The organism is Komagataeibacter europaeus LMG 18890 (genome assembly GCF_000285295.1).
GTDB lineage: Bacteria > Pseudomonadota > Alphaproteobacteria > Acetobacterales > Acetobacteraceae > Komagataeibacter > Komagataeibacter europaeus.
Window position 1 is genome coordinate 1 of the sequence record NZ_CADP01000025.1, and the last position, 22,239, is coordinate 22,239.

A 22,239-nucleotide genomic window follows, 5' to 3' on the forward strand; every position below is an offset into this window, starting at 1 on the left:
CCCGCGTCATAGCCCGAAAGCCCGCCGCTTTCCGTGGTTTTTACCGACTGGCTATCAATCACGCCCGCGCTTGGAGAGGCTTCACGCCCCTCAATCTCGCGCAGGCTCATGACCAGGACCGTATTCATGACTTCGAACAATCCGGCATCACGCCAGGCGTAAAAATAGCGCCTGACGGTCGAGACCGGCGGAAAGCATTTCGGCAGCAAACGCCACGCACACCCGGCCGAGGCTATGTAGAGCATCGCGTTGACCACCTCGCGCATATCCGTCGTGCGGGGGCGACCACCCCGTTTCGCCGGGGGTATAAATGGCATGATCAGAGCCCACTCTTCGTCCGTCGTATCCGATGGATATCGCATTCCTTCCCGGCTATGTTCACGTCGGGCAATACCAGTCCATGTCACCATTCACTCCATCTCTTCGTAAAGACGGATGAATCACAACAGGCTGGTATTGTTCAAAAACTTTCGGATCGGGCTCTTATATAATCGTCGAAATCGATGACATAACAATCATCCGCCATATGGAATACGAAACCTTCTTTTGTATTCCATATGGTCTTTTCTTCATGGTCGTATAAAAAATCGTGTAAAAGGTCGGATGTATCCGGGATGACTTTTCCATTTTTGCTTATGGATATCTCATCAATAGATATTTTTTCTATATAAAACGTGTCTTCGTAATTTCCGAAGAAGGAATTGAGATTGTTTATTATCCCCATGACAGGTGCTCCTCTATATGTTGCAGTTGGAATACAACAAATAACCCGCTTGTAATTACAATTATTTTTAAATAAGACATATTCTGTAATTATTTATAATACCAATGGTCGAACAGGCTGATACCCGACATGACAAGGGTTTACGGGCAGGCTGGATGGTTACGACCAGGAAGGGGGTACCGAATGGCATGGCGGTTTCGTCCATGCCGGGGCGCCAGCCAGACGGGACGGTCGGAATCAACCGGGAATTCGAATGTCATCGAATCCGTTTCCGGTCGCGATCCGGGGTGCCGTGAAATGGACGGCCTTACCCACCCGCTACCCCATGGAATCAGGGGAACGGTCTACGAATTCGGGCAAGTTTGAAATCTTGGAAAAATCAGGGGGGAAGGTGGTGCCGACACTCGGAATTGAACCGAGGGCCTACTGATTACGAATCAGTTGCTCTACCCCTGAGCTATGTCGGCAGACCTGTGGCGTCTGATAAACGATGGTCTGGCATGATGCAATATCTCAAATGCGGCATTCCCCATTTTAATTTGGTCTATATGCTGTGCCCGGTATGAACACGTCCTCTTCCTCCCCACATCTACGCTGTGATGATGTGGAACCCGGCCCTGTCCGCCATGTGCGCGTCATTGGCGGATTGTCGGAATGTCCCGGCTGTGGGCTGTACCAGCGCCTGCCGGATCTGGACCCGGGTCAGCAGGCATCATGCGTGCGCTGCGGGCAGAAGCTGGCGCGCAGGCGGCGGACCGCGCCACTGGCGACGCCGCTTGCATTCTGCATCAGTTCGGCCGCGTTCTATCTGGCGGCCCTCGCGTCATCGCTCATGACGCTGGATGTGTATGGCAGGCAGCGCACCGTGGACCTGCTGACCGGGCCGATGGAACTCATGCATGAAGGGTGGGGGGAAGCGGGCGTGCTGGTGGGCGCGGTCACGATCCTGGCCCCGGCCATTGCGATCGGGTTCATGTTCGCCATCCTGTATGCCGCGTCATGCCGGCAGTTGCCGGACTGGGCGCCGCGTGTCCTGGTCTGGTATGACAAGCTGCGGCCATGGTCGATGGTCGAGGTCTATATCCTTGGCATCTTCGTCGCCTATACCAAGCTGACCGACATGGCCCATGTCGATGTCGGGCCCGCCGTGTACCTGATCGGCGCGCTGATGCTGACCATGGCGGCCACGGATTCGACGCTGGATACCGAAATGATCTGGCGGCATCGCCGCATCGATTCCCTGACCCGGGCCGAAGGTGACCAGGCGGTTGAAGTGGACTACGTGCATGTGGATGATGTCGGCATGCCGCCGGTGGACCATCTGGTGGCCTGCACGTCATGCGGGCTGGTGGGGGAACTGGCGCATCCGGTTTCCAACCTGACCTGCGTGGGGATCTGCCCGCGTTGCGAGCACAAGGTCTGGCGTCGCCTGCCACAATCGCTGACACGCACCACCGCCTTCCTGATCGCGGCCATCGTTTTCTATATCCCGGCCAACCTGTACCCCGTCATGACCTTCATGCGCATGGGCGGCGGGGGTGGCCATACCATTGTCGAGGGCGCGATCGAATTGTGGATGGACGGCATGATCCCGCTTTCGCTGCTGGTGTTCTTCGCCTCCATCACCGTCCCGATGCTCAAGATCGCAAGCCTTGGCTGGATGGTCTGGCAGACATGGCATGGCGCGCGCGGACACCTTGTGGCCCGGACCCGGCTGTTCCGTGTGGTGGACATGGTGGGCCGGTGGTCCATGATCGACGTATTCATGATTTCGATCCTTGTCGCGGTCGTGCGCTTCAACGCCATGGCCAGTGTCACCGCCAATGCGGGCATGGTGGCCTTTGCCGCCGTCGTGGTGCTGACCCTGCTGGGGGCATGGAGCTTTGACCCCCGCATCATGTGGGATGCNGGCGGGCCGCAACGGCCGGGTGGTCGATGGCCTGCCCCCGTCCGTACTGCGTGCGCAGGTAACGCGGGATCCCGGACAGACGACCCCTTCACCTTCCCTTTCCCCGGTCGGCACCGGACCGGCCAGCATGGAGCCAGATCAGGCGTGAATGACGATTTCCTTTCCAATGACCCGCGGGGGGACGTGCCGCAGGCCCGTACGCGGCGGTACCGTTTCTCCGTGGTCTGGCTTGTGCCGATTGTCGCCATCCTGATCGCGGGTTACCTGGGCTGGCGCGGCCTGACCGAACGTGGACCGCTGATCGTCATAAGCTTTGATACGGCCGATGGCCTGACCAGTGGCCAGACCGAGGTCAAGAACAAGGCGGTGTCGCTGGGTACGGTCGATTCGATCCGGCTGAGCGATGACCTGCACCATGTCGAGGTCGCCGTGCGCATGACGTCCTCCGCCGCCCGCACGCTGACCGACCATGCCCGTTTCTGGGTCGTGCGGCCGCGTATCAACGGCGCCAGCGTCACCGGCCTGGAAACCGTCATGTCCGGCGCCTACATCGCCATGGATGCGGGGGAGCCGGGCGGTCGCTACACCACGCATTTCAAGGGACTGGAATCGCCGCCGGGCGTGCGTTCGGACCAGCCGGGGCATACCTATACGCTGGTTACGCAGTCCCTTGGCTCGCTCGGTCAGGGCGCGCCGATCTTCTTTCGCGACGTGGTGGTGGGTGAAGTGCTGGGCTACACCATGCCGCCCGAAGGCCGCGGACCGATCAAGGTGCAGATTTTCGTGCAGGCCCCGTACGACAGTTACCTGCGCACCACCACGCGCTTCTGGAACGTGTCTGGCGTGCAGGTGGGTCTTGGTCCGGGTGGGCTGAAGGTCAAGCTGCAGTCGCTGCAGGCGCTGCTGTCCGGCGGGGTCGCGTTTGATCCGCCCGATGCGCGCAATGAAAAGAATACCCTGCCCAGCACCGCCGGGGCCGACACCACCTTCCCGCTGTATGACAGCGCGGAAGAAGCGAACAGCGCGGGCTACCGGGAGCGTATCCCCCTTGTCACCTACCTGACCAGTTCGGTGTCCGGCCTGACGAAGGGAGGACGCCTGACCATGTTCGGCATTCAGGTCGGCATGATTGACGATGTGAAGCTGGAGGTTAATCCCGCCACCGGCAAGGCGCATGTGCGCGTGGCCATGGAACTGCAGCCCGAACGCGTGCTGGATAACCAGCAGGTGCCGCCCGATGCCATGGCCGGCCTGCTGCGCACGCAGGTGGCGGACGGACTGCGCGCCGCGGTGCAGAGCACCAGCATGCTGACCGGCGAATCCGAAATCGCGCTGACCTTCGTCAGGAACGCGAAGCCCGAGCAGATCACGATGGAAGGTGACGCCATGGTCCTGCCGGGTCAGGCGGGTGGCATGGCGGGCATCATGGATTCGCTGTCCGTCATTGGCGACAAGATCGCAGCCATGCCGCTGACCCAGATGGGCGACAACCTGACCAGCCTGCTGGCCCATGCCGATGCACGGATCAACAGCCCCGACACGAAGCAGGCGCTGACCGCGCTGCGCGGTTCGCTACAGAACCTGCAGGTCATATCGCGTGACGCCCGCAGCGAAATGCCGCAACTGCTGACCGGCATGGACAAGACGCTGAAAAACGCGAACTCGGTCCTGTCCAGCTATGGCGGCGATACCGACTTCCAGCGCAACCTGCAGCAGATGATGCAGCAGCTTAATGACGCCGCGCGCTCGCTGCGCTTCCTGTCGGACTTTCTGACCCACCATCCCTCGGCACTGATTACGGGACGATAAGACCATGCGACGCCCCTTCTTCACACATTCCGCGCGGCGGACCATGGCCGCAACGGCTGCCATGGCGGGAACGCTCCTGCTGGCCGGGTGCGGGTCGTCCGACCCGACGCTGTATTCACTGGCCCCGGTGGCCAGTACGCAGCCTGCCGTCACCGCGTCGCAGGTTCCCGCCGTGATCGAGGTCCGTACCCCCGGTGTTCCGTCCTCACTGGACCGGCAGACCATCGTGGGCGTGCAGGATGATTACAGTGTCACGCCACTGGCCGGCGCGGCATGGAGCGAGCCACTGGCCCTGATGCTGGGCCATGTGCTGTCCACCGACCTGCAGCAGCGCCTGCCGGGCCGGACCGTCTTTGCCCAGAATGACGCGACCACCGTACCGGCGGAAGGGGCTGTCGAGGTCGAGATCACCCGCTTCGCACGCGATTCGGCGGGGCTGGTACATCTTGCGGGCAGCCTGTCCGTGCACAGGGTCGGGGATGCGGATCACGGACTGTCCGTGCCGCTTGACCTGAGTGCGTCACCCACGGGCACCGGCACGCGCGCCATGGTGGCGGCGCTGAGCCAGTTGACGGGACAGGTGGCGGACATGGCAGCCGAACGGTTGCAGGTGTTGCCTGCGGCACCAGCGGCCCATCACTCCTGAACAGTGAATAGAAGTTTTTGGGTGCCGCCTTTTTTTAAAAGGCGGCATTCTTCAAAGCTTTTTACAATCTGCCGCAGGCAATAAAAAAGGCGCCCGGAGGCGCCTTTGTCGTCAGGTAGGGAAAGGTCAGACCTTTTCCACCTGGTTGTATTCCAGATCTACCGGCGTGGACCGGCCGAAGATGGAAACGCTGACCTTCAGGCGGCCACGTTCCTCGTCCACTTCCTCGATCGTGCCGTTGAAGGAGGTGAAGGGACCATCAGCCACGCGGATCTGCTCGCCGATCTCGAAGGTGACGGACGGACGGACGCGTTCCACGCCTTCCTGCGCCTGCTTCATGATCCGTTCGGCCTCGACCTTGGGAATGGGCGAGGGACGGGTCTTGCTGCCCAGGAAACCGGTGACCTTGGGCGTGTCCTTGACCAGGTGCCATGCCTCATCGGTCAGTTCCATGTTGACCAGCACGTAACCGGGGAAGAACTTGCGTTCCGAATTGACCTTCTGGCCCCGGCGCACTTCCGTCACTTCTTCCGATGGAACGAGGATTTCACCGAAATGATCGGCCAGGCCCTTCTGGGCGGCCTGTTCCGTGATGTGCTGGGCTATCTTCTTCTCGAAGCCCGAATAGACGTGGATCACATACCACCGCTTGGCCATGGCTGAACTCAGCCTCCCAGTCCGAAGAGTTTCCGTACGGCAAGGCCGATCACCTCGTCGACGAGGAAAAAGAAAACCGATGCAAGACCGGCCATGGCCAGAACCGCACCCGTTGTCATCAGGGTGGCGCGTCGGGTGGGCCATGTGACCTTTCTGGCCTCGGCACGGACGTCTTCAACAAATTTCGCGGGACTGACCGACACGAAATACCCTTCCTGCAACGCCACGGCGCACCAACCGGACTGCTCCAGCCAGTGCGGGGCCTAAGAACCGGTGCGGGCCATTGTGGCCCGACCCATCGGGTGCCAGGCCGGAAGGGTAATGCCCGACCGGAAAATGGCAGGGGTGGAGGGTATCGAACCCGCAACCTCCGGTTTTGGAGACCGGCGCTCTAGCCAATTGAGCTACACCCCTGCAAAGCCGCCTGCATCAACCCGAAACATCGTGGCGTGGCGACTGCCGCGCCGTTTCGGGCCATCCATGCGAACCCGGCACAGGAAGCGGAAAAAAGTATGACTCGCGTCGAAAGTCAAGGGGGTGGCGCATAAAAATGAAAGTTTTACCTGTTTGCCCCGTGCCACGGGTTTATGGGCTTGCCACGCGCATGGCGGAAACGGTATAGGTTCTGCCAACCTTATGAGCGGGCGTAGCATAGTGGTAATGCAGTAGCCTTCCAAGCTTCTGAGGAGGGTTCGATTCCCTTCGCCCGCTCCATACTCCCCTTGCAATAACCGAATATGTTGCCAGACAGGAATGCCGGATTCGTTGCCGTCGGGCCGCGCTGTTGGCAGGGGAGGGGTAGCCTTACATGACAATGACCGGTTCTTCCGCGATTCACCCGCGTATCGTGCTGGGCACGTGCTGTCTCAGCCTGCTGCTGGTCATGATGGACGTGACGGTCGTCAACGTCGTGCTCCCCTCCATCCGCGCGGATATGCATGGCAGTTTTTCCACCCTGCAATGGGTGGTGGACGCCTATACGCTGATGGTCGCCAGCCTCATGCTGCTGGTGGGGTCGCTGGCTGACCGGTTCGGGCGGCGGCGGATGTTCCTGCTGGGGATCGGGCTGTTCTGTGGCGGTTCCGCCCTGTGCGGGATGGCGCGCAGTGTCGAAATGCTGGTCATGGCCCGCGCGGTGCAGGGGATTGGCGGGTCCATGCTCAATCCCGTCGCGCTGTCGATCCTGACCAATGTGTATGTGGAACCCCGCGCCCGCGCGCAGGCGATCGGCATATGGGGGGCGACGTCGGGCGTGGCGCTTGCGCTGGGGCCGGTGGTGGGCGGCATTCTGGTGCATTGGGTGGGGTGGCAGGCGGTTTTCTGGGTCAATGTGCCCATTGGCCTGATCGCGATCGTGCTGACGTTGCGTTTCGTGCCTGAATCCCGTGGCGGGCGCGGGCGCAGCATTGATGCGCCGGGACAGCTTCTGGCCATCGTGGCGCTGGCCATGGTCACGTCCGGGCTGATCGAGGCCCATAATTACGGCTGGTCCTCCCCCACCATTTCCGGATTCCTCGGTTTCGGTGCGCTGTCTGTCCTGGGGTTCGTCATCGTGGAGCGGCGGACGGCCTCGCCCCTGATTGACCTGCGGTTTTTCCGGGCGTGGCCTTTTTCCGGCGCGATCGTGACGGCGGTGCTGGCCTTTGCCATTTTCAGCGCGTTCCTGTTCCTCAATACCCTCTACCTGCAGGATGTGCGTGGCCTGCCCGCGCTACAGGCCGGGCTGTGCACATTGCCCTTCGCCCTTGGCAGCATGACGTGCGCGCCGCTGTCGGGACGGCTGACGGGGCGGTACGGCGCGCGGCTGCCATTGCTGATATCGGCTGTCGGATTCGGGATCAGCGCGCTGCTGCTGACCGGGCTGGACGCGCATACGCCACTATGGCTGCTGCTGGTGTCCTACGGCCTGTGTGGATGCGGGTTCGGGATGTGCAACGCGCCCATTACCAATTCCGCCATTTCGGGCATGCCGCGCACGCAGGCAGGGGTGGCGGCGGCCATCGCGTCCACCAGCCGACAGGTGGGGGCGTTGCTGGGCATTGCGCTGGGGGGCGCGCTGAGTGCGGGCAGCGTGCGGGCCGGGGGCGTGCAGTGGGAAGAATTTCCCCAGGCCACGCATGTCGTCTGGTGGTGCATGGCCATCGCGGCCGCCGGGATTGCCGGTCTGGGGCTGGTTTCAACCGGAATCCGGGCGAAGGAAAGCGCGCGGCAGGTTGCTGCGCTGCTGGATTCAAGCTGACGCATCATTGATATGCACTTAATGCATATCAATGCCTAATGATCCCGTCACCAGAACCGTGCCAGGGCGCAACAAAATCGCGGGTTTGCTGTTTCCGAAATGGTGTCCTGCATGTATGATCCCGCCAACTTGTAGCGGGGGCGTTCACGTGCGCGGGAAAACGGGCGGTTCAGTGGTGTCGGACGATGCCGGCAGGCTGCCTGATCTGTTGCGTGCGCTTACGCTGCGTGCTAGAGCCGCGCCAGCAGCGCACGGGGCCAAGGTTTCCGGGCAGGCGGCTTGTGTTTGAATCGAGATTCTGGATTGGAAAAGCGGACAGTGGATTCGGGTGGAACGACCTCAATACCGATCGCCTCCATTGCCAATGGCCTTCCCGGTCGTTATGCGACGGCGCTCTATGAACTTGCGGCTGACCGCAAGCAGCTTGACCCTGTTCTGGAGCAGGCATCCAGCCTTGCCGGACTGATCGACGGCAATGCCGACCTGCGCACCGTTCTGACGGATCGTACGCTCGACATCCGCGACAGTCGGAAGGCGGTCGATGCCGTGCTGGAGGCTGAAGGCTTCAGCCCCCTTATGCGTGATTTTGTTGGCGTGGTGGCGAATAACCGCCGCTTTCCGCGCCTGCGTGAAATTCTTGCCGCGCTGGCGGCTATCGCTGCGGCCCGGCGCGGGGAAATGGTGGCGGATGTCGTGTCCGCCCATCCCCTGACCGATCTGCAGCGTGTCCAGCTTCGCAGCCGCCTTGCCGAGGCCGGCTATTCCAAAGTCAATATCCAGGAGCGTGTTGACGCGGCCCTGCTGGGCGGTCTGGTCGTGCGCATTGGCGCCCGCCTGTATGATACCAGCCTCAGATCCCGCCTTACCCGCCTGCACCATGCCATGAAGGGAGCCGCGTGATGGAAATCCGCCCCTCCGAGATTTCGGATATCCTCAAGCAGCAGATCGCTACGTTCGACAAGGCCGTTGACGTTGCCGAGACAGGTACCATCCTGTCGGTGGGTGACGGCATTGCCCGTGTCTACGGCCTGCAGAATGTCGAAGCCGGCGAAATGCTGGACTTCCCCGCCAGTGGCCAGAAGGGCATGGCCCTGAACCTTGAGAATGACAACGTCGGTGTTGTCATTTTCGGCGATGACAGCGCCATGCGCGAAGGCGACACCGTCGCCCGTACCGGCAAGGTGGTGGAAGTGCCGACCGGCCCGGCCCTGCTGGGTCGCGTGGTCGATGGCCTGGGCAACCCGATCGACGGCAAGGGGCCGCTGGTTGGTGAAGTCATCAGCAAGCGTGCGGAAATCAAGGCCCCCGGCATCATGCCGCGCCAGTCCGTCAGTGAGCCGATGCAGACCGGCATCAAGGCGATTGACGCGCTTGTGCCCATCGGGCGCGGCCAGCGTGAACTGATCATCGGTGACCGTCAGACCGGCAAGACCGCCATCCTGATCGACACCATCGTCAACCAGAAGACCGTCAACGCGCTGGGTGACAAGACCAAGTCGCTCTACTGCATCTATGTCGCCATCGGGCAGAAGCGTTCGACGGTTGCGCAGCTGGTGCGCACGCTGGAGGAAACCGGCGCGATGGAATACTCCATCGTCGTGGCGGCCACCGCGTCTGACCCCGCCCCGATGCAGTATCTCGCGCCGTATGCCGCCTGCTCCATGGGCGAATACTTCCGCGATAACGGCATGCATGCCCTGATCGTGTATGATGACCTGTCCAAGCAGGCTGTCGCATACCGCCAGATGTCGCTGCTGCTGCGTCGTCCGCCGGGACGTGAAGCGTATCCGGGTGACGTGTTCTACCTGCATTCGCGCCTGCTGGAACGCGCGGCGAAGATGTCCGACAAGTTTGGCGCGGGCTCCCTGACCGCCCTGCCGGTGATCGAGACGCAGGCAGGCGACGTGTCCGCCTATATCCCGACCAACGTGATTTCCATTACCGATGGTCAGGTGTTCCTTGAAACCGACCTGTTCTATCGCGGCATCCGCCCGGCGGTGAACGTCGGCGGTTCCGTGTCCCGTGTCGGTTCTGCGGCGCAGATCAAGGCGATGAAGCAGGTTGCCGGCAAGATCAAGCTGGAACTGGCGCAGTATCGTGAAATGGCGGCGTTCTCGCAGTTCGCGTCCGATCTGGACCCGGCCACGCAGAAGCAGCTGGCACGTGGTGCGCGTCTGGTCGAACTGCTCAAGCAGCCCGAAACCTCGCCGCTTGCGGTCGAGGAGCAGGTGGTTGTCCTGTTTGCCGGCACACGCGGCTATATCGATGCCGTGCCGGTCGATCAGGTGACGACTTACGAAAAGCGCCTGCTGGACGATGTCCGCACGTCGGGCAAGGACATTCTGGAATCGATCCGTACCCAGCGCCAGCTGACGAAGGATATCGAAAGCCGCCTGAATGATTTCCTGACGACGTTCGGCCGTCAGTTCAGCAACTGAGGAAGATCGGGCAACCATGGCTTCCCTGAAGGAACTGCGCGCACGGATCGGCAGCGTCAAATCGACGCGAAAGATCACCAGCGCGATGAAGATGGTGGCGGCGGCAAAGCTGCGTCGGGCTGAAACCCGCGCGGCGGCCGCACGGCCCTATGCCGATGCAATGCGTCGTATGCTGGCCGAAGTGGGCCGCAGCGTGGCGGGCGAAGGCGGGCAGCCTGCGCTGCTGACCGGAACAGGTCAGGACAAGGTGCATCTGCTTGTCCCCATGTCCAGCGACCGTGGTCTGGCCGGTGCATTCAACTCCAACATCAACCGTACGACCCGTAATCTGGTGCTCAAGCTTCAGGCGGAAGGCAAGACGGTCAAGATCCTGCCGGTCGGGCGCAAGACGTACGAATTCCTGTCACGGGATTTCGCTGACCTCATCATCGGTCACCGTCACCTGTCCGCCAGCAAGGAAATCCCCTTTTCGTCCGCGACGGAACTGGGTGAACAGATTGCGTCCCTGCTGGAAAAGGGTGAATTCGACATCTGCACGATGGTGTACAACCAGTTCCGCAATGTCATGACCCAGGTGCCGACGGAGATGCAGCTTATCCCGCTGGCGCTGCCGGAAAACGACAATACGGGCAACGCCGACGTCGCCAGTTATGAATTCGAGCCGGACGAGGGCACGATGCTGTCCAGCCTGCTGCCACGCAACCTGCAGGTCCAGCTGTACGCGACCATGCTGGAAACGGCGGCGGGTGAAAACGGCGCGCGGATGACCGCGATGGATAACGCCACCCGTAACGCCGGCAAGGCCATCGACCGCCTGACCCTGACCTACAACCGTACGCGTCAGACCAATATTACCAATGAACTGATCGAGATCATCTCGGGCGCCCAGGCTGTCTGAGGATCGATCTTCACGCTCACAGGAGCTGTCCCATGTCGGAAACCACAACTCAAGAGGCTCCTGTCTCCACGCAGGCGCAGAAAAGCAATGTCGTTGGTCGCGTGACGCAGGTCCGCGGCGCCGTTGTTGACGTTCAGTTCGAGGGTACGCTGCCGCATATCCTCGAAGCACTGCACGTTCAGCTGAACGGCCAGACCTTGGTGCTGGAAGTGGCGCAGGAAATCGGTGAACACGAAGTTCGCTGCATTGCCATGGATACCACTGATGGCCTGACCCGCGGCGCGGAAGTGTCCGCCACCGGCAGCCAGATCACCGTGCCGGTCGGTCCCGGCACGCTGGGCCGTATCCTGAACGTGATCGGTGACCCGATCGATGACCGTGGCCCGGTGCCGTGCAAGGGGCGCGCCCCCATTCACCGTGCCGCCCCGGCGTTTGACGAGCAGGCCGCCGCGACCGAAATCCTGCCCACGGGCATCAAGGTGGTTGACCTGCTGTGCCCGTACCTCAAGGGCGGTAAGGTCGGTCTGTTCGGTGGCGCCGGCGTGGGCAAGACCGTCATCATTCAGGAACTGATCAACAACATCGCCAAGGCCCATGGCGGCGTGTCGGTCTTTGCCGGTGTCGGTGAACGTACCCGTGAAGGTAACGACCTGTATTATGAAATGCAGGACGCGGGCGTCATCAAGCTTGAGGGCGATTCGACCGAAGGGTCCAAGGTGGCGCTGGTCTATGGCCAGATGAACGAACCGCCGGGCGCGCGTGCCCGTGTCGCCCTGTCCGGTGTGACGGTTGCGGAATACTTCCGCGATGTCGAAGGCCAGGACGTGCTGTTCTTCGTCGATAACATCTTCCGTTTCACGCAGGCTGGCGCCGAAGTGTCCGCGCTGCTGGGCCGTATTCCCTCCGCCGTGGGCTACCAGCCGACACTGGCGACGGAAATGGGCGCGCTGCAGGAACGCATCACCTCGACCAAGAAGGGTTCGATCACCTCGGTGCAGGCCGTTTACGTCCCCGCCGATGACCTGACCGATCCGGCGCCCGCCGCGACCTTCGCCCATCTTGACGCGACCACGGTGCTGAACCGTTCCATTGCGGAAATGGGTATCTATCCGGCTGTTGACCCGCTGGACTCCACCTCCCGCTCGCTTGACCCGAAGATCGTCGGTGACGAGCATTATCAGGTGGCGCGTGACGTGCAGCGTATCCTGCAGACCTACAAGTCCCTGCAGGACATCATCGCCATCCTGGGCATGGACGAACTGTCGGAAGACGACAAGCTGATCGTGGCGCGTGCGCGTCGTATCCAGCGCTTCCTGTCCCAGCCGTTCCATGTGGCCGAAGTGTTCACGGGTGCGCCGGGCAAGCTGGTTTCGCTGGAAGATACGGTGCGTTCGTTCAAGGCGATCGTGGCTGGTGAATATGACCACCTGCCCGAAGGCGCTTTCTACATGGTCGGTGCGATCGAGGAAGCGGTGGCCAAGGCCGAGAAAATGAAGGAATCGGCCTGAACCCCGACCCACTGACGCAAGGAAGATAGACCATGTCCATTAAGGTCAAGATTGTCAGTCCGGAGAAGGTGCTGTTCGCGCATGATGCCGATATGGTTGTCATGCCGGGGTCGGAAGGTGACATCGCGGCGATGCCGGAACATGCACCGCTTATGCTGACACTGCGCGGTGGTGTGGTTGATGTGTATGAAGGTGATGTCGTGATGCATCGCTTCTTCGTGGCGGGTGGGTTTGCCGATATCGCGCCGACCCACTGCACCATCCTTGCCGACCGGGCGCTGAAGGTGGAAGACGTGTCGGTTGATGATGCGGAAGCACGTCTTGCCGCGCTGGAAAAATCCTATGAGGAAGCGGACAAGATGAACGTGCCCGCGCTTGATATCCTCATGGACAAGATCCAGTCGGCCCGTGCCGAGATCGAAGCCGGTCAGTCCGCCATTCCGGCCATGTCCATCTGATGGTTCATCCCGCCCCTGAAACCGGGACGGGATAAAACATGGATCCGAAAAAAAAGCGCCCTGCATGGGGCGCTTTTTTTTATGCCTGCCTGTCAGCCGCGACCGCGATAGCCGGGCACGTCCTGTGCCGGGATCCACACGCCTTCGGGTGGTGCGCCAGTCTGCCAGAACACATCAATCGGCATGCCGCCACGGGGATACCAGTAGGCCCCGATCCGCAGCCATACTGGCTTCAGCAGGTCCACCAGTGTCGTCGCGATCTGCACCGAGCATTTTTCATGAAAGGCGCCATGGTTGCGGAAGCTGGTCAGGAACAGCTTGAGCGACTTGCTTTCCACAATCCATTCATCGGGAATGTAGTCGATGACGATATGCGCGAAATCCGGCTGTCCCGTAACGGGGCAGAGTGACGTGAACTCCGGCGCGGTAAAGCGCACGACATAGTTCCGCCCGCGTTCGGGCGCGGGCACGCGTTCCAGCCGGGCTTCTTCTGGGCTGTTGGGCTGGCGGGTATTCTGGCCCAGCTGGGTCAGGAACTGGCTGCCATCATCGTGGGTGGGGCGGGTGTTCATCTGGGGTCCGTCAGGAATGGAAAAGGAATATGTGGCTGATGCCGGAAGGGGCGGGGCGCCGTCAACGGAAATGCAGGGGGGCGTCATGCGGTTTTCCCCGCTTTCGCAACAGGGCACAGGCATGATAACTGCACCGCATGGCACGTGTATCCCGACCCGAATTTTCCGCCCCTGTGCTGGTAACCACCACAGCGGAGCTTGAGGCTGTAACCGCGCGACTGCGGCATGAGCCATTTGTGACGATCGACACCGAATTCGTGCGCGAACGTACTTACTGGCCCGAACTGTGCCTGGTGCAGCTGGCCGGGGAAAAGGACGTGGTGGTGATCGATACGACCGCGCCGGGCATCGACCTGTCCCCCCTTGGCGCGCTGCTGGATGATGCCAGCGTGGTCAAGGTGTTCCATGCCGCGCGGCAGGACCTGGAAATCTTCCTGCATCTGTTTGACCGCCTGCCGGCCGCCCTGTTCGATACGCAGGTCGCGGCCATGGTGGCGGGGTATGGCGACCAGGTGGGATATGACAATCTCGTTTCCTCCCTGCTGGGGGTGCAGATTGACAAGTCACACCGTTTTTCCGACTGGGCGGCGCGTCCGCTTTCCCCGGCCCAGATCGGGTACGCGGCGTCCGACGTCACCTATCTGCGGCTGGTTTATGAAAAGCTGCTGGTCCAGCTGGAACGTGAAGGGCGTCTGGACTGGGTCGCGGCCGAACTGGATATCCTGAACAATCCCACCACGTTCCGTCCTGACCCGCTGACATTGTGGGAAAAGATGCGCCCGCGCACCAACAACCGCAGGATGCTGGGCATATTTCGTGCCGTCGCCGCATGGCGCGAGGGGGAGGCGCAGCGCGTCAATGTGCCGCGCCAGAGGTTGCTCAAGGATGAAAGCCTGATGGAAATCGCGGCAACCGCGCCCGCCACGGTCGATGCGCTGGCCCGCGTGCGGGGCGTGTCGCGCGGCTTTGCCGAAGGGCGCAGCGGTCAGGCGCTGCTGGAAACCGTGGCGCAGGCGGTCATGGAACCGGAAGCGGCCCTGCCGCGCTTACCTAAAGGACGGGCAAAGGATGCGCAGCGTCCTTCGCCGGCCCTGATCGCGCTGCTCAAGGTACTGCTGGCCACCTGTTGCGAAACGCATCGTGTGGCGCCCAAGCTGGTGGCCTCGTCCGAGGATCTGGACCGTTTCGCGCTGGATGACGCGGCGGATATTCCCGCCTTTCATGGCTGGCGTAACGAGGTATTTGGCAAGCTGGCGCGTGAACTCAAGGCAGGACACCTGACCATGGGCGTCGATGGTGGGAAGGTCAGGCTGATTCACGACTGACCCGGTTTATGGCCCCGGTCGCGTTTTACCGGGGTTGCAAACAGGTTATGCGCAGAACTGTCCACAAGATTCTGTATCATGGCAGTTGAGCCAGACAGAGTATAAGCCTAATTTCCCACCATTCCGCGTAAGGAGTGCAGAACGATGGCGATGGAATGGACCGAGGAGACGATCGCGCGCCTGCGTGATCTGTGGCAGCAGGGCTTATCGACCGCAGAAATCGGCCGTCAGCTATCCGTTACCAAGAACGCGGTGGTTGGCAAGGCGCACCGTCTGGGCCTCAAGCCGCGTCCATCGCCCATCCGGCGTGCGGCGAAGGCAGCTCCTGCGCCAGCCGCCACGACAGTGGAAACCACGGCGGCCCCTGCCGCTACCGAAAGCACGCAAGCCCCTTCGAAACCCGAAGTTACGGCAGCCCCGGTAGCGGCCGCCGTCCCGGCACCGGAAAAGGCCCCCGCCAAAGCGCAGGCGGCCCCGACGCCCGCACCACAGCCCAAGCCTGCGGCGGCAGCCCCCGTGTCAGAGGATGCGGCCCCCGCACCCCGCGCCACCCGTGCGCAGCCCCGTGCCACGGCGAAAGCTGCCCTGCGTCCGGTCAGTGAGCCACGTCGGCGCAGCAGCCAGTCCTGTTGCTGGCCGCTGGGTGATCCGGGCACGCCGGGCTTCCATTTCTGTGGGGCCACCCCGTTGCCGGGCAAACCGTACTGCGCGGAACATGCGCAGCTTGCCTATGTCAAACTGCGCGACCGTCGCGATAACGTGGCCTGAACCTTTTCCTGTCAGGGATTTTTTCAAGATAACGTCTTGATGAAATGCAATGGAAGTTTTCGGGTGCCCCTTTTTGAAAAAAGGCTTCACCAAAAAAACTTCCTTACGATTTGCAGGATGTCCCACAGGGAAACTGTTTCAGGCGGTTTTTTGGGGATTGCATTAAAAAACGCCAGGGCATTGCTGCCACTGGCGTTTTTTGTATCCGCCCGACAGGATGCGGGCGGATCGGACCTCCTAGCCCGCAGCCGGGCGCGGCGGCGCGGCGGGTGCCGCGGCAGGCGCCGCCGGGGCTGCTGGCGGCGCACCGGGGGTGGTGATCATTTCAAGCTGGCCGGTGACCTGGCCGCCATCTTCCACCTTCAGGCGACGGCACTTGGCCTTGCCCAGCAGGCGACCGGTCGAACGGATGGTCAGGCTGCCACGCACCGTCAGCGTGCCGTCGATCGTGCCCGCCAGTTCAGCGTCCTCAACCTCGACTTCACCCTTGAACACGCCGCCATGCGCGATCTGGAGTTCGGATGCGTTGATCAGGGAGGATTCAACCGTCCCTTCCACAACCAGGCGCTCGGCGTCCTGAATGGTTCCCTGCACGCTAATGCCACGGCCCACGACCAGGGTGCGGCGGTCATTTTCCTTTTTGGCGGCCGTAGCCCCCGGTGCACCGGGACGTGCCCCGCCAGGTCCGGGAGGGGCGTTGGGCGTGGGCGGGAAGGGGGGACGGGCCATGGATGTATTTTCCTTGCTGGCAGGTTGGGGTGAGGGAGAGGAGCCACCGCCTGAGGCTGGTCGGCCCGGCTGCTGCGCGGGGGGCGTCGTCGGGGCGGCTGGCTGGGTTTCTGCTGGCTTGCGTCGTCTAAACAATATTACCCCGCTTGGTTATGCTGTATCGGGACGTGGTGCATCCCGGAAACTGGAAGATACGCTTTCGGGCTGGTTGCAGGCCGCAGCCCCCTTCAAACGGTTATACGCACCCCCATCATGCCGACAAGGGGCGTTAAGGGGAACAGCGGTACATAAAAAACATCATGCATTGCGCCGCTTACCCGCCAATGATAGCGATGGGCCATATCAAGCGGGAAAAAATGGGTTATTTCGTGGCGCAGCTACGCCATGCCCGCGAACATGACTGTTTAATGACGGGTAGTGGAACAGAAGAATGGAAAATTCGGGACAGGCGGCGGAATGCCGGTTTGATCTGCTGGGTATCGGTAATGCGATTGTTGATGTCCTGGCACCGGTGGACGCGGCCTTCCCGCAGAATAACGGCATGACACCGGGCAGCATGATGCTGATCGATGCCGACCGCGCCAAGGCGCTGTATGGCCAGATCAGGCGTGAAAAGGAAATGGGCGGCGGGTCTGCCGCCAACACCTGTGTCGTGGCGTCCAACATGGGCGCGCGCGTGGCGTATCTGGGCAAGGTGGCGGCGGATGCGCCGGGACAGGCCTTTGCCGCCGACATGCAGGCGGCGGGCGTGTATTTCCCGTCTTCCCCGCTGCAGGGCGATGCGGGGGAAAACCACCCCACCGCGCGCTGCATCATCCTGGTCACGCCTGATGGCCAGCGCACCATGAACACTTATCTGGGCGCATGCGTCACCTTCAGCCCCGAAGACGTGCTGGCGGATGTCGTGCGCGCGTCCAAGGTCATCTACATGGAAGGCTACCTGTTCGATCCGCCGGATGCGCAGGAAGCCTTCCGCACCGCCGCCCGTATCGCGCATGAAGCGGGGCGCAAGGTCGCCCTTTCGCTGTCCGACCGTTTCTGCGTGGACCGTCACCGCCATGCCTTCCATGAACTCGTGCGCGGGCATATCGACATCCTGTTCGCCAACGAGGACGAGATCTGCGCCCTGTACCAGACCGATGATTTTGACGAGGCGGCCCGCCTTGTCTCGGCCGATACGCATTTCGCCGTCCTGACCCGGTCGGAGCGTGGCAGCGTCATCATCCAGGACCAGCAGCGCATCGTGATCGACAGCGTGCGCACGCAGGTGGTCGATACCACGGGGGCGGGCGACGCCTATGCCGCAGGCTTCCTCGCCGGCTGGACATCGGACCGGACGCTGGCCGAATGCGGGCGTCTGGGCAGTGTCGCGGCATCGGAAGTGATCTCGCATTACGGGGCGCGCCCGCTCATGAACATGCGTCAGGACATGGATTTCTGATCCACAGGGCGCATCCTGCCGGTCGTGTGATGGGTGTGGGCACGAAGTTTCGCGTGCAATCCGCGCCCTTCCGCATTATCTACGCAGGCAGCAGCCACCCATTCCGCCGCCGCACGCACGGGTGCCCCCCGTATGTGCCGCCGCGCCCCCTTATGGCGTCCGCCAAGGAAAGTCAGGTCAAGAGCACTTATGGATATCCGCAATATCGCCATTATCGCGCACGTCGATCATGGCAAGACCACACTGGTCGACCAGCTTCTGAAACAGTCCGGTTCCTTCCGTGACAACCAGCACGTGGCCGAACGCGCCATGGACAGCAATGACCTGGAGCGTGAGCGTGGCATCACGATCCTGGCCAAGTGTACGTCGGTTGTGTGGAAAGATACCCGCATCAACATCATCGACACCCCGGGCCATGCCGATTTCGGTGGCGAGGTCGAGCGTATCCTGAGCATGGTTGACGGCGCGGTCGTGCTGGTCGACTCCGCCGAGGGCGCGCTGCCGCAGACGAAGTTTGTCGTGTGCAAGGCGCTGGCGCGCGGCCTGAAGCCGATCGTGGTCGTGAACAAGATCGACCGTGGCGACGCCCGTCCCGATGAAGTCCATAACGAGATCTTCGACCTGTTCGCAGCCCTGGGCGCGAATGACGAGCAGCTTGATTTCCCCATGCTGTATGCATCGGGCCGTCAGGGCTGGGCCGATACCGAGATTGATGGTCCGCGCAAGGATCTCTCTCCCATGTTCGACCTGATCCTGCGCCATGTGCCGCCGCCGAAGGTGAACAAGGACGCGCCGTTCGCGATGGTCGCCACCATCCTGGAAAACGACAACTTCCTTGGTCGCGTGCTGACCGGCCGTGTCGAGCAGGGCGTGGCGAAGATGAACATGCCGGTGCATGTGCTGCGTCCCGATGGCTCGGTTGTGGAAACCGGCCGCCTGACCAAGCTGCTGTCCTTCCGTGGTCTGGACCGCGTGCCGGTCGAGGAAGTGGAAGCCGGTGACATCGTGGCCGTGGCCGGCCTGTCCGAAGCAACGATTCCCGAGACGATCGCCGCCCCCGAAGTCAAGGAACCGCTGCCCTCCACCCCGGTTGATCCGCCGACGCTGTCCATGACCTTCCGCCTCAATGACGGTCCGCTGGGTGGCCGTGAAGGCAAGAAGGTCACGTCGCGCCAGATCCGTGACCGCCTGTTCAAGGAAACCGAAGGCAACATCGCCATCCGCGTGTCCGAAAGCCCCGAGAGCGAGGCGTTCGAGGTTGCGGGCCGTGGCGAACTGCAGCTTGGCGTCCTGATCGAGCAGATGCGTCGTGAAGGCTTTGAACTGACCATCGGCCGTCCCCGCGTGCTGTTCCGCACCAACGAGGAAACCGGTGAACGCGAAGAGCCGTTCGAGGAAGTCCTGATCGACGTGGACGAACCGTATTCGGGCGTCGTGGTTGAAAAGATGGCGCTGCGCAAGGGCATCATGCAGGATATGCAGCCGTCCGGCGGCGGCAAGGTGCGCCTGAGCTTCCTGATCCCGTCACGCGGGCTGATCGGCTATCACGGTGAATTCCTGACCGATACACGCGGTTCGGGCATCATGAACCGCCTGTTCCATGGCTACCAGCCCTATGTCGGACCGATCGCTGGCCGTCGTAACGGCTCGCTGATCTCGTCCGAAGATGGCGCGACCACGCAGTATTCGCTGTTCTCGCTGCAGGACCGTGGCACGCTGTTCGTTGACGCGGGCGAAAAGGTCTATGTCGGCATGATCATTGGCGAGCATTCGCGTGAGAATGATCTGGAAGTAAACCCGATCCGTGAAAAGAAGCTGACCAACATCCGTGCCGCAGGCAAGGACGAGGCCCTGCTGCTGATCCCGCCGCGCAAGATGAACCTGGAACAGGCCATCGCCTATATCGAGGATGATGAACTTGTCGAGGTCACGCCGTCCGCCGTGCGTATCCGCAAGCGCTATCTCGACCCGCACGAACGCAAGAAGCGCGAACGTTCGGGCGCGGTTGACTGACCTGACGGTCTGGCCCCGGGGTGGCTGCAATCTTTAGTTACGTTTAAGTTCTTGAGATTGCGGTCACCGTAGGGCAAAAGTAAGACATTACTAACAAATTTAAGGATTTTAATCCGAGACGGCCTCCCGGCAGCATGTTACAGCAGGGAGGTCAGCCCGGGTGTACCGATTCGTCGCCAGCTGCACGCATTGGGATCAGAATTCCTGATTTGTTGGAGTATTTTTATATGATCGTTTTCCCCCGTCGCTTCGTTGCCGCCCTGTCCGCTGTTGCCGTCATGGGCGTGGCCGCTCCCGTCATGGCCAAGACCGCCGAGCCGACCACCCCGGCCGTTTCCGCACCCGAACATGCCCCTGACGCATCTGAAGGTGCCGCTCCGGCGGAAGCTGGCGCCAAGAAGGCAAAGCATCACGGTGGTCATCACCGCAGTGGTCACCATCATGGTGCGAAGAAGGCGGCTGAATCCACGGATGCAGCGCCTGCTGCTCCGGCTGCGCAGTAATTACTGTCGCATTCTGACCGGGGGCATGTCATCCCGGTCAGGACAGCCAAGAAAAAAGCCCGGTATCAAACCGGGCTTTTTTTATGATCTGGCACCAGCAGGCTGAACAGTCTGCCCAAGGGGAATGCCGGGTAGATCATACGGAAGATTCTGGTGAAGCTTCTTGCAAGGGGTCTGAGGGAATGCCGCCTTTTTGGAAAAAGGCGGCGCCCGAAAACTTTCTGTTTTTAAACAGTGCCTTCAGGCTGTGGTGTAACGGTCCAGCGACAGGTCCAGGCAGGGGATTTCGGTGCGCTTGCCGCTCATCCTGTCAGCCAGCACGCGGCCCGACCCGCACGCCATGGTCCAGCCCAGCGTGCCATGGCCGGTATTGAGCCACAGGTTGGAAAACCGTCCAGCCGGCCCGATGACCGGCGTGCCGTCGGGTGTGCTGGGCCGCAGTCCGGTCCAGTACGCCCCCTGTGACATGTCGCCGCTGGCGCCGAACAGTTCCGAAAACGACAGTTCCAGCAGTTCGCGCCGGTCACGGCGCAGGCGCAGGTTGTAACCGGCCAGTTCCGCCGTGCCGCCAATACGGATACGGTCGCCCAGACGGGTGATCGAGACCTTGTACGTCGCATCATTGACGGTGGAAACCGGCGCGCGTGCGGCGTCGGTCACCGGCAGTGTCAGGGAATATCCCTTGGTGGGATAGACCGGCAAATGCAGCCCGAGCGGGCGCAGCAGCAGCGGCGAATAGCTGCCCATGGACACGACATAGGCATCCGCCGTCATGCGGCCGGCCGATGTGCGGACACCAAAAATGTCGGTGGCCGAGGCATCCAGCGCCTCGATCGTGGTTTCATAATGGAAGGTGACGCCCAGTTCCTGTTCCGCCTTCTGGGCCAGGCGCTGGGTGAACATGTGGCAGTCACCCGATTCGTCACCCGGCAGGCGCAGGCCGCCCTTGAACAGGTGCCGGTTTTCCATCAGGCCGGGTTCGTGCCTGGCGATTTCATCCGGGCTGAGGAATTCGTGGGCAATGCCCGCCTGGTCCAGCAGGGACATGTCGCGGGCGGCATGGTCAACCTGCTTTTGCGTGCGGAAAAGCTGGATCAGGCCACGCTGCTCATCATCATAGGTAATGCCGGTATCCTTGCGCAGGGCGTCAAGGCAGTCACGGCTGTATTCCGCAATGCGCAGCATGCGGGACTTGTTGATGTCGTAGTCATGCGCGTTGCAGTTGGCCAGCAGCTGCTCGATCCAGCGCATCATGGCGAAATCGATACGCGGGCGGACCACGATGGGCGCGTGGCGGCTGGCCATCCACCGCAATACCTTCAGCGGCAGGGCCGGTTCCGCCCACGGCGCGGAAAAACCCGGTGAAATCTGTCCCGCATTGGCAAAGGAGGTTTCCAGTGCCGCAGCGGGCTGACGGTCCACGACCGTGACTTCATGCCCGGCCTTGGCCAGGTACCATGCCGCCGTGACACCCACCACGCCTGCGCCCAGAACGATAACTTTCACAGTTTCATCCTTACTTCCATCATCAACACACCGGGGATGCGCCACAGCGCCGCAATGGTCAACCGTTTCTGTTATGACAGCACGGGATGGCAGAAA

General features: G+C 61.8%; 19 protein-coding genes, 3 tRNA genes and 1 pseudogene. 15 read left to right on the forward strand and 8 right to left on the reverse strand.

Annotation, left to right across the window (positions count from 1 at the left end; genetic code table 11):
• Positions 1-410 (reverse strand): IS5 family transposase (locus tag GEU01_RS22565; RefSeq protein WP_042710803.1); only part of this gene is annotated, 410 nt, incomplete at its 3' end.
• Between the two features lie 706 nt (positions 411-1,116).
• A tRNA-Thr gene (locus GEU01_RS09655) sits at positions 1,117-1,191 on the reverse strand.
• A 95-nt stretch (positions 1,192-1,286) separates the two neighbouring features.
• Here GEU01_RS09655 and GEU01_RS22570 point away from each other — a divergent pair.
• The 3 genes and pseudogenes from GEU01_RS22570 to GEU01_RS09670 all read left to right on the forward strand — a co-directional run.
• Positions 1,287-2,573 (forward strand): annotated as a pseudogene (locus GEU01_RS22570) (paraquat-inducible protein A); the annotation flags it as partial.
• A 204-nt stretch (positions 2,574-2,777) separates the two neighbouring features.
• The gene (locus GEU01_RS09665) at positions 2,778-4,442 is read left to right on the forward strand and encodes a PqiB family protein (protein ID WP_026018633.1); all 1,665 of its coding nucleotides are present in this window, start codon (positions 2,778-2,780) and stop codon (positions 4,440-4,442) included.
• 4 nt (positions 4,443-4,446) lie between these two features.
• Entirely contained in the window at positions 4,447-5,088 is a 642-nt protein-coding gene (locus GEU01_RS09670) for a PqiC family protein (RefSeq protein ID WP_019085926.1), read from the forward strand.
• Between the two features lie 126 nt (positions 5,089-5,214).
• On the opposite strand, the gene nusG is transcribed toward GEU01_RS09670, so the two are convergent.
• From nusG to GEU01_RS09685, 3 genes are all read right to left on the reverse strand, one after another.
• Positions 5,215-5,745 carry a transcription termination/antitermination protein NusG gene (gene nusG, locus GEU01_RS09675; RefSeq protein ID WP_010508943.1) on the reverse strand — a complete coding sequence of 177 codons (531 nt, stop codon included), beginning with the start codon at positions 5,743-5,745 and terminating at the stop codon, positions 5,215-5,217.
• 8 nt (positions 5,746-5,753) lie between these two features.
• Positions 5,754-5,948 carry a preprotein translocase subunit SecE gene (secE, locus tag GEU01_RS09680; protein ID WP_007397644.1) on the reverse strand — a complete coding sequence of 65 codons (195 nt, stop codon included), beginning with the start codon at positions 5,946-5,948 and terminating at the stop codon, positions 5,754-5,756.
• A gap of 134 nt (positions 5,949-6,082) precedes the next feature.
• Positions 6,083-6,159, reverse strand: a tRNA-Trp gene (locus tag GEU01_RS09685).
• 226 nt (positions 6,160-6,385) lie between these two features.
• Between GEU01_RS09685 and GEU01_RS09690 the strand changes: the two genes are divergently transcribed.
• The 7 genes from GEU01_RS09690 to atpC all read left to right on the forward strand — a co-directional run bounded on the left by GEU01_RS09690 (position 6,386) and on the right by atpC (position 13,286).
• Positions 6,386-6,459 (forward strand) — tRNA-Gly (locus GEU01_RS09690).
• 100 nt (positions 6,460-6,559) lie between these two features.
• Positions 6,560-7,984, forward strand: a complete 1,425-nt coding sequence (locus tag GEU01_RS09695; RefSeq protein ID WP_019085927.1) for an MFS transporter — start codon at positions 6,560-6,562, stop codon at positions 7,982-7,984.
• Between the two features lie 303 nt (positions 7,985-8,287).
• Entirely contained in the window at positions 8,288-8,884 is a 597-nt protein-coding gene (locus GEU01_RS09700; RefSeq protein WP_010508946.1) for a F0F1 ATP synthase subunit delta, read from the forward strand.
• Positions 8,884-10,422, forward strand: a complete 1,539-nt coding sequence (gene atpA / locus GEU01_RS09705) for a F0F1 ATP synthase subunit alpha (protein WP_010508948.1) — start codon at positions 8,884-8,886, stop codon at positions 10,420-10,422. Before GEU01_RS09700 ends, atpA begins: the two co-directional genes overlap by 1 nt.
• A gap of 16 nt (positions 10,423-10,438) precedes the next feature.
• The gene (locus GEU01_RS09710) at positions 10,439-11,320 is read left to right on the forward strand and encodes a F0F1 ATP synthase subunit gamma (protein ID WP_019085928.1); all 882 of its coding nucleotides are present in this window, start codon (positions 10,439-10,441) and stop codon (positions 11,318-11,320) included.
• A 32-nt stretch (positions 11,321-11,352) separates the two neighbouring features.
• Positions 11,353-12,828: a F0F1 ATP synthase subunit beta gene (gene atpD / locus GEU01_RS09715; protein ID WP_010508955.1), complete on the forward strand. Its 1,476-nt coding sequence runs from the start codon at positions 11,353-11,355 to the stop codon at positions 12,826-12,828.
• Positions 12,829-12,860: 32 nt separating this feature from the next.
• Positions 12,861-13,286: an ATP synthase F1 subunit epsilon gene (gene atpC / locus GEU01_RS09720; protein WP_010508957.1), complete on the forward strand. Its 426-nt coding sequence runs from the start codon at positions 12,861-12,863 to the stop codon at positions 13,284-13,286.
• A gap of 92 nt (positions 13,287-13,378) precedes the next feature.
• Here atpC and queF read toward each other — a convergent pair whose 3' ends face one another.
• Positions 13,379-13,858, reverse strand: coding sequence for a preQ(1) synthase (queF, locus tag GEU01_RS09725; RefSeq protein ID WP_026018634.1), 480 nt, complete (start codon positions 13,856-13,858; stop codon positions 13,379-13,381).
• 137 nt (positions 13,859-13,995) lie between these two features.
• On the opposite strand from queF, the gene rnd reads away from it, so the two are divergent.
• Together rnd and GEU01_RS09735 are read left to right on the forward strand one after the other, a co-directional pair.
• Positions 13,996-15,183, forward strand: coding sequence for a ribonuclease D (rnd, locus tag GEU01_RS09730; protein WP_019085929.1), 1,188 nt, complete (start codon positions 13,996-13,998; stop codon positions 15,181-15,183).
• A gap of 144 nt (positions 15,184-15,327) precedes the next feature.
• Positions 15,328-15,951, forward strand: a complete 624-nt coding sequence (locus GEU01_RS09735; protein WP_019085930.1) for a GcrA family cell cycle regulator — start codon at positions 15,328-15,330, stop codon at positions 15,949-15,951.
• Positions 15,952-16,188: 237 nt separating this feature from the next.
• Here GEU01_RS09735 and GEU01_RS09740 read toward each other — a convergent pair whose 3' ends face one another.
• Positions 16,189-16,680, reverse strand: a complete 492-nt coding sequence (locus GEU01_RS09740) for a bactofilin family protein (protein ID WP_019085931.1) — start codon at positions 16,678-16,680, stop codon at positions 16,189-16,191.
• Positions 16,681-17,110: 430 nt separating this feature from the next.
• On the opposite strand from GEU01_RS09740, the gene GEU01_RS09745 reads away from it, so the two are divergent.
• The 3 genes from GEU01_RS09745 (at position 17,111) to GEU01_RS09755 (ending at position 20,637) form a co-directional block, all read left to right on the forward strand.
• On the forward strand, positions 17,111-18,121 hold the full coding sequence (locus GEU01_RS09745; protein ID WP_019085932.1) for an adenosine kinase: 1,011 nt from the start codon (positions 17,111-17,113) through the stop codon (positions 18,119-18,121).
• Between the two features lie 189 nt (positions 18,122-18,310).
• Positions 18,311-20,134 carry a translational GTPase TypA gene (gene typA / locus GEU01_RS09750; RefSeq protein WP_019085933.1) on the forward strand — a complete coding sequence of 608 codons (1,824 nt, stop codon included), beginning with the start codon at positions 18,311-18,313 and terminating at the stop codon, positions 20,132-20,134.
• A gap of 227 nt (positions 20,135-20,361) precedes the next feature.
• Complete coding sequence (locus GEU01_RS09755) at positions 20,362-20,637, forward strand: hypothetical protein (RefSeq protein WP_019085934.1); 276 nt, start codon at positions 20,362-20,364, stop codon at positions 20,635-20,637.
• A 240-nt stretch (positions 20,638-20,877) separates the two neighbouring features.
• Here GEU01_RS09755 and GEU01_RS09760 read toward each other — a convergent pair whose 3' ends face one another.
• Positions 20,878-22,143, reverse strand: coding sequence for a D-amino acid dehydrogenase (locus tag GEU01_RS09760; RefSeq protein ID WP_019085935.1), 1,266 nt, complete (start codon positions 22,141-22,143; stop codon positions 20,878-20,880).
• Positions 22,144-22,239: the final 96 nt, after the last annotated feature.

Excerpts from the sequence above, each read along its gene's own strand:
- GEU01_RS09670 (WP_019085926.1), top strand. The coding sequence starts at position 4,447 with ATGCGACGCCCCTTCTTCACACATTCCGCGCGGCGGACCATGGCCGCA.
- nusG (WP_010508943.1), bottom strand. The coding sequence starts at position 5,745 with ATGGCCAAGCGGTGGTATGTGATCCACGTCTATTCGGGCTTCGAGAAG.
- GEU01_RS09695 (WP_019085927.1), top strand. The coding sequence starts at position 6,560 with ATGACCGGTTCTTCCGCGATTCACCCGCGTATCGTGCTGGGCACGTGC.
- atpA (WP_010508948.1), top strand. The coding sequence starts at position 8,884 with ATGGAAATCCGCCCCTCCGAGATTTCGGATATCCTCAAGCAGCAGATC.
- GEU01_RS09710 (WP_019085928.1), top strand. The coding sequence starts at position 10,439 with ATGGCTTCCCTGAAGGAACTGCGCGCACGGATCGGCAGCGTCAAATCG.
- atpD (WP_010508955.1), top strand. The coding sequence starts at position 11,353 with ATGTCGGAAACCACAACTCAAGAGGCTCCTGTCTCCACGCAGGCGCAG.
- atpC (WP_010508957.1), top strand. The coding sequence starts at position 12,861 with ATGTCCATTAAGGTCAAGATTGTCAGTCCGGAGAAGGTGCTGTTCGCG.
- queF (WP_026018634.1), bottom strand. The coding sequence starts at position 13,858 with ATGAACACCCGCCCCACCCACGATGATGGCAGCCAGTTCCTGACCCAG.
- rnd (WP_019085929.1), top strand. The coding sequence starts at position 13,996 with ATGGCACGTGTATCCCGACCCGAATTTTCCGCCCCTGTGCTGGTAACC.
- GEU01_RS09735 (WP_019085930.1), top strand. The coding sequence starts at position 15,328 with ATGGCGATGGAATGGACCGAGGAGACGATCGCGCGCCTGCGTGATCTG.
- GEU01_RS09740 (WP_019085931.1), bottom strand. The coding sequence starts at position 16,680 with ATGGCCCGTCCCCCCTTCCCGCCCACGCCCAACGCCCCTCCCGGACCT.
- GEU01_RS09745 (WP_019085932.1), top strand. The coding sequence starts at position 17,111 with ATGGAAAATTCGGGACAGGCGGCGGAATGCCGGTTTGATCTGCTGGGT.
- typA (WP_019085933.1), top strand. The coding sequence starts at position 18,311 with ATGGATATCCGCAATATCGCCATTATCGCGCACGTCGATCATGGCAAG.
- GEU01_RS09755 (WP_019085934.1), top strand. The coding sequence starts at position 20,362 with ATGATCGTTTTCCCCCGTCGCTTCGTTGCCGCCCTGTCCGCTGTTGCC.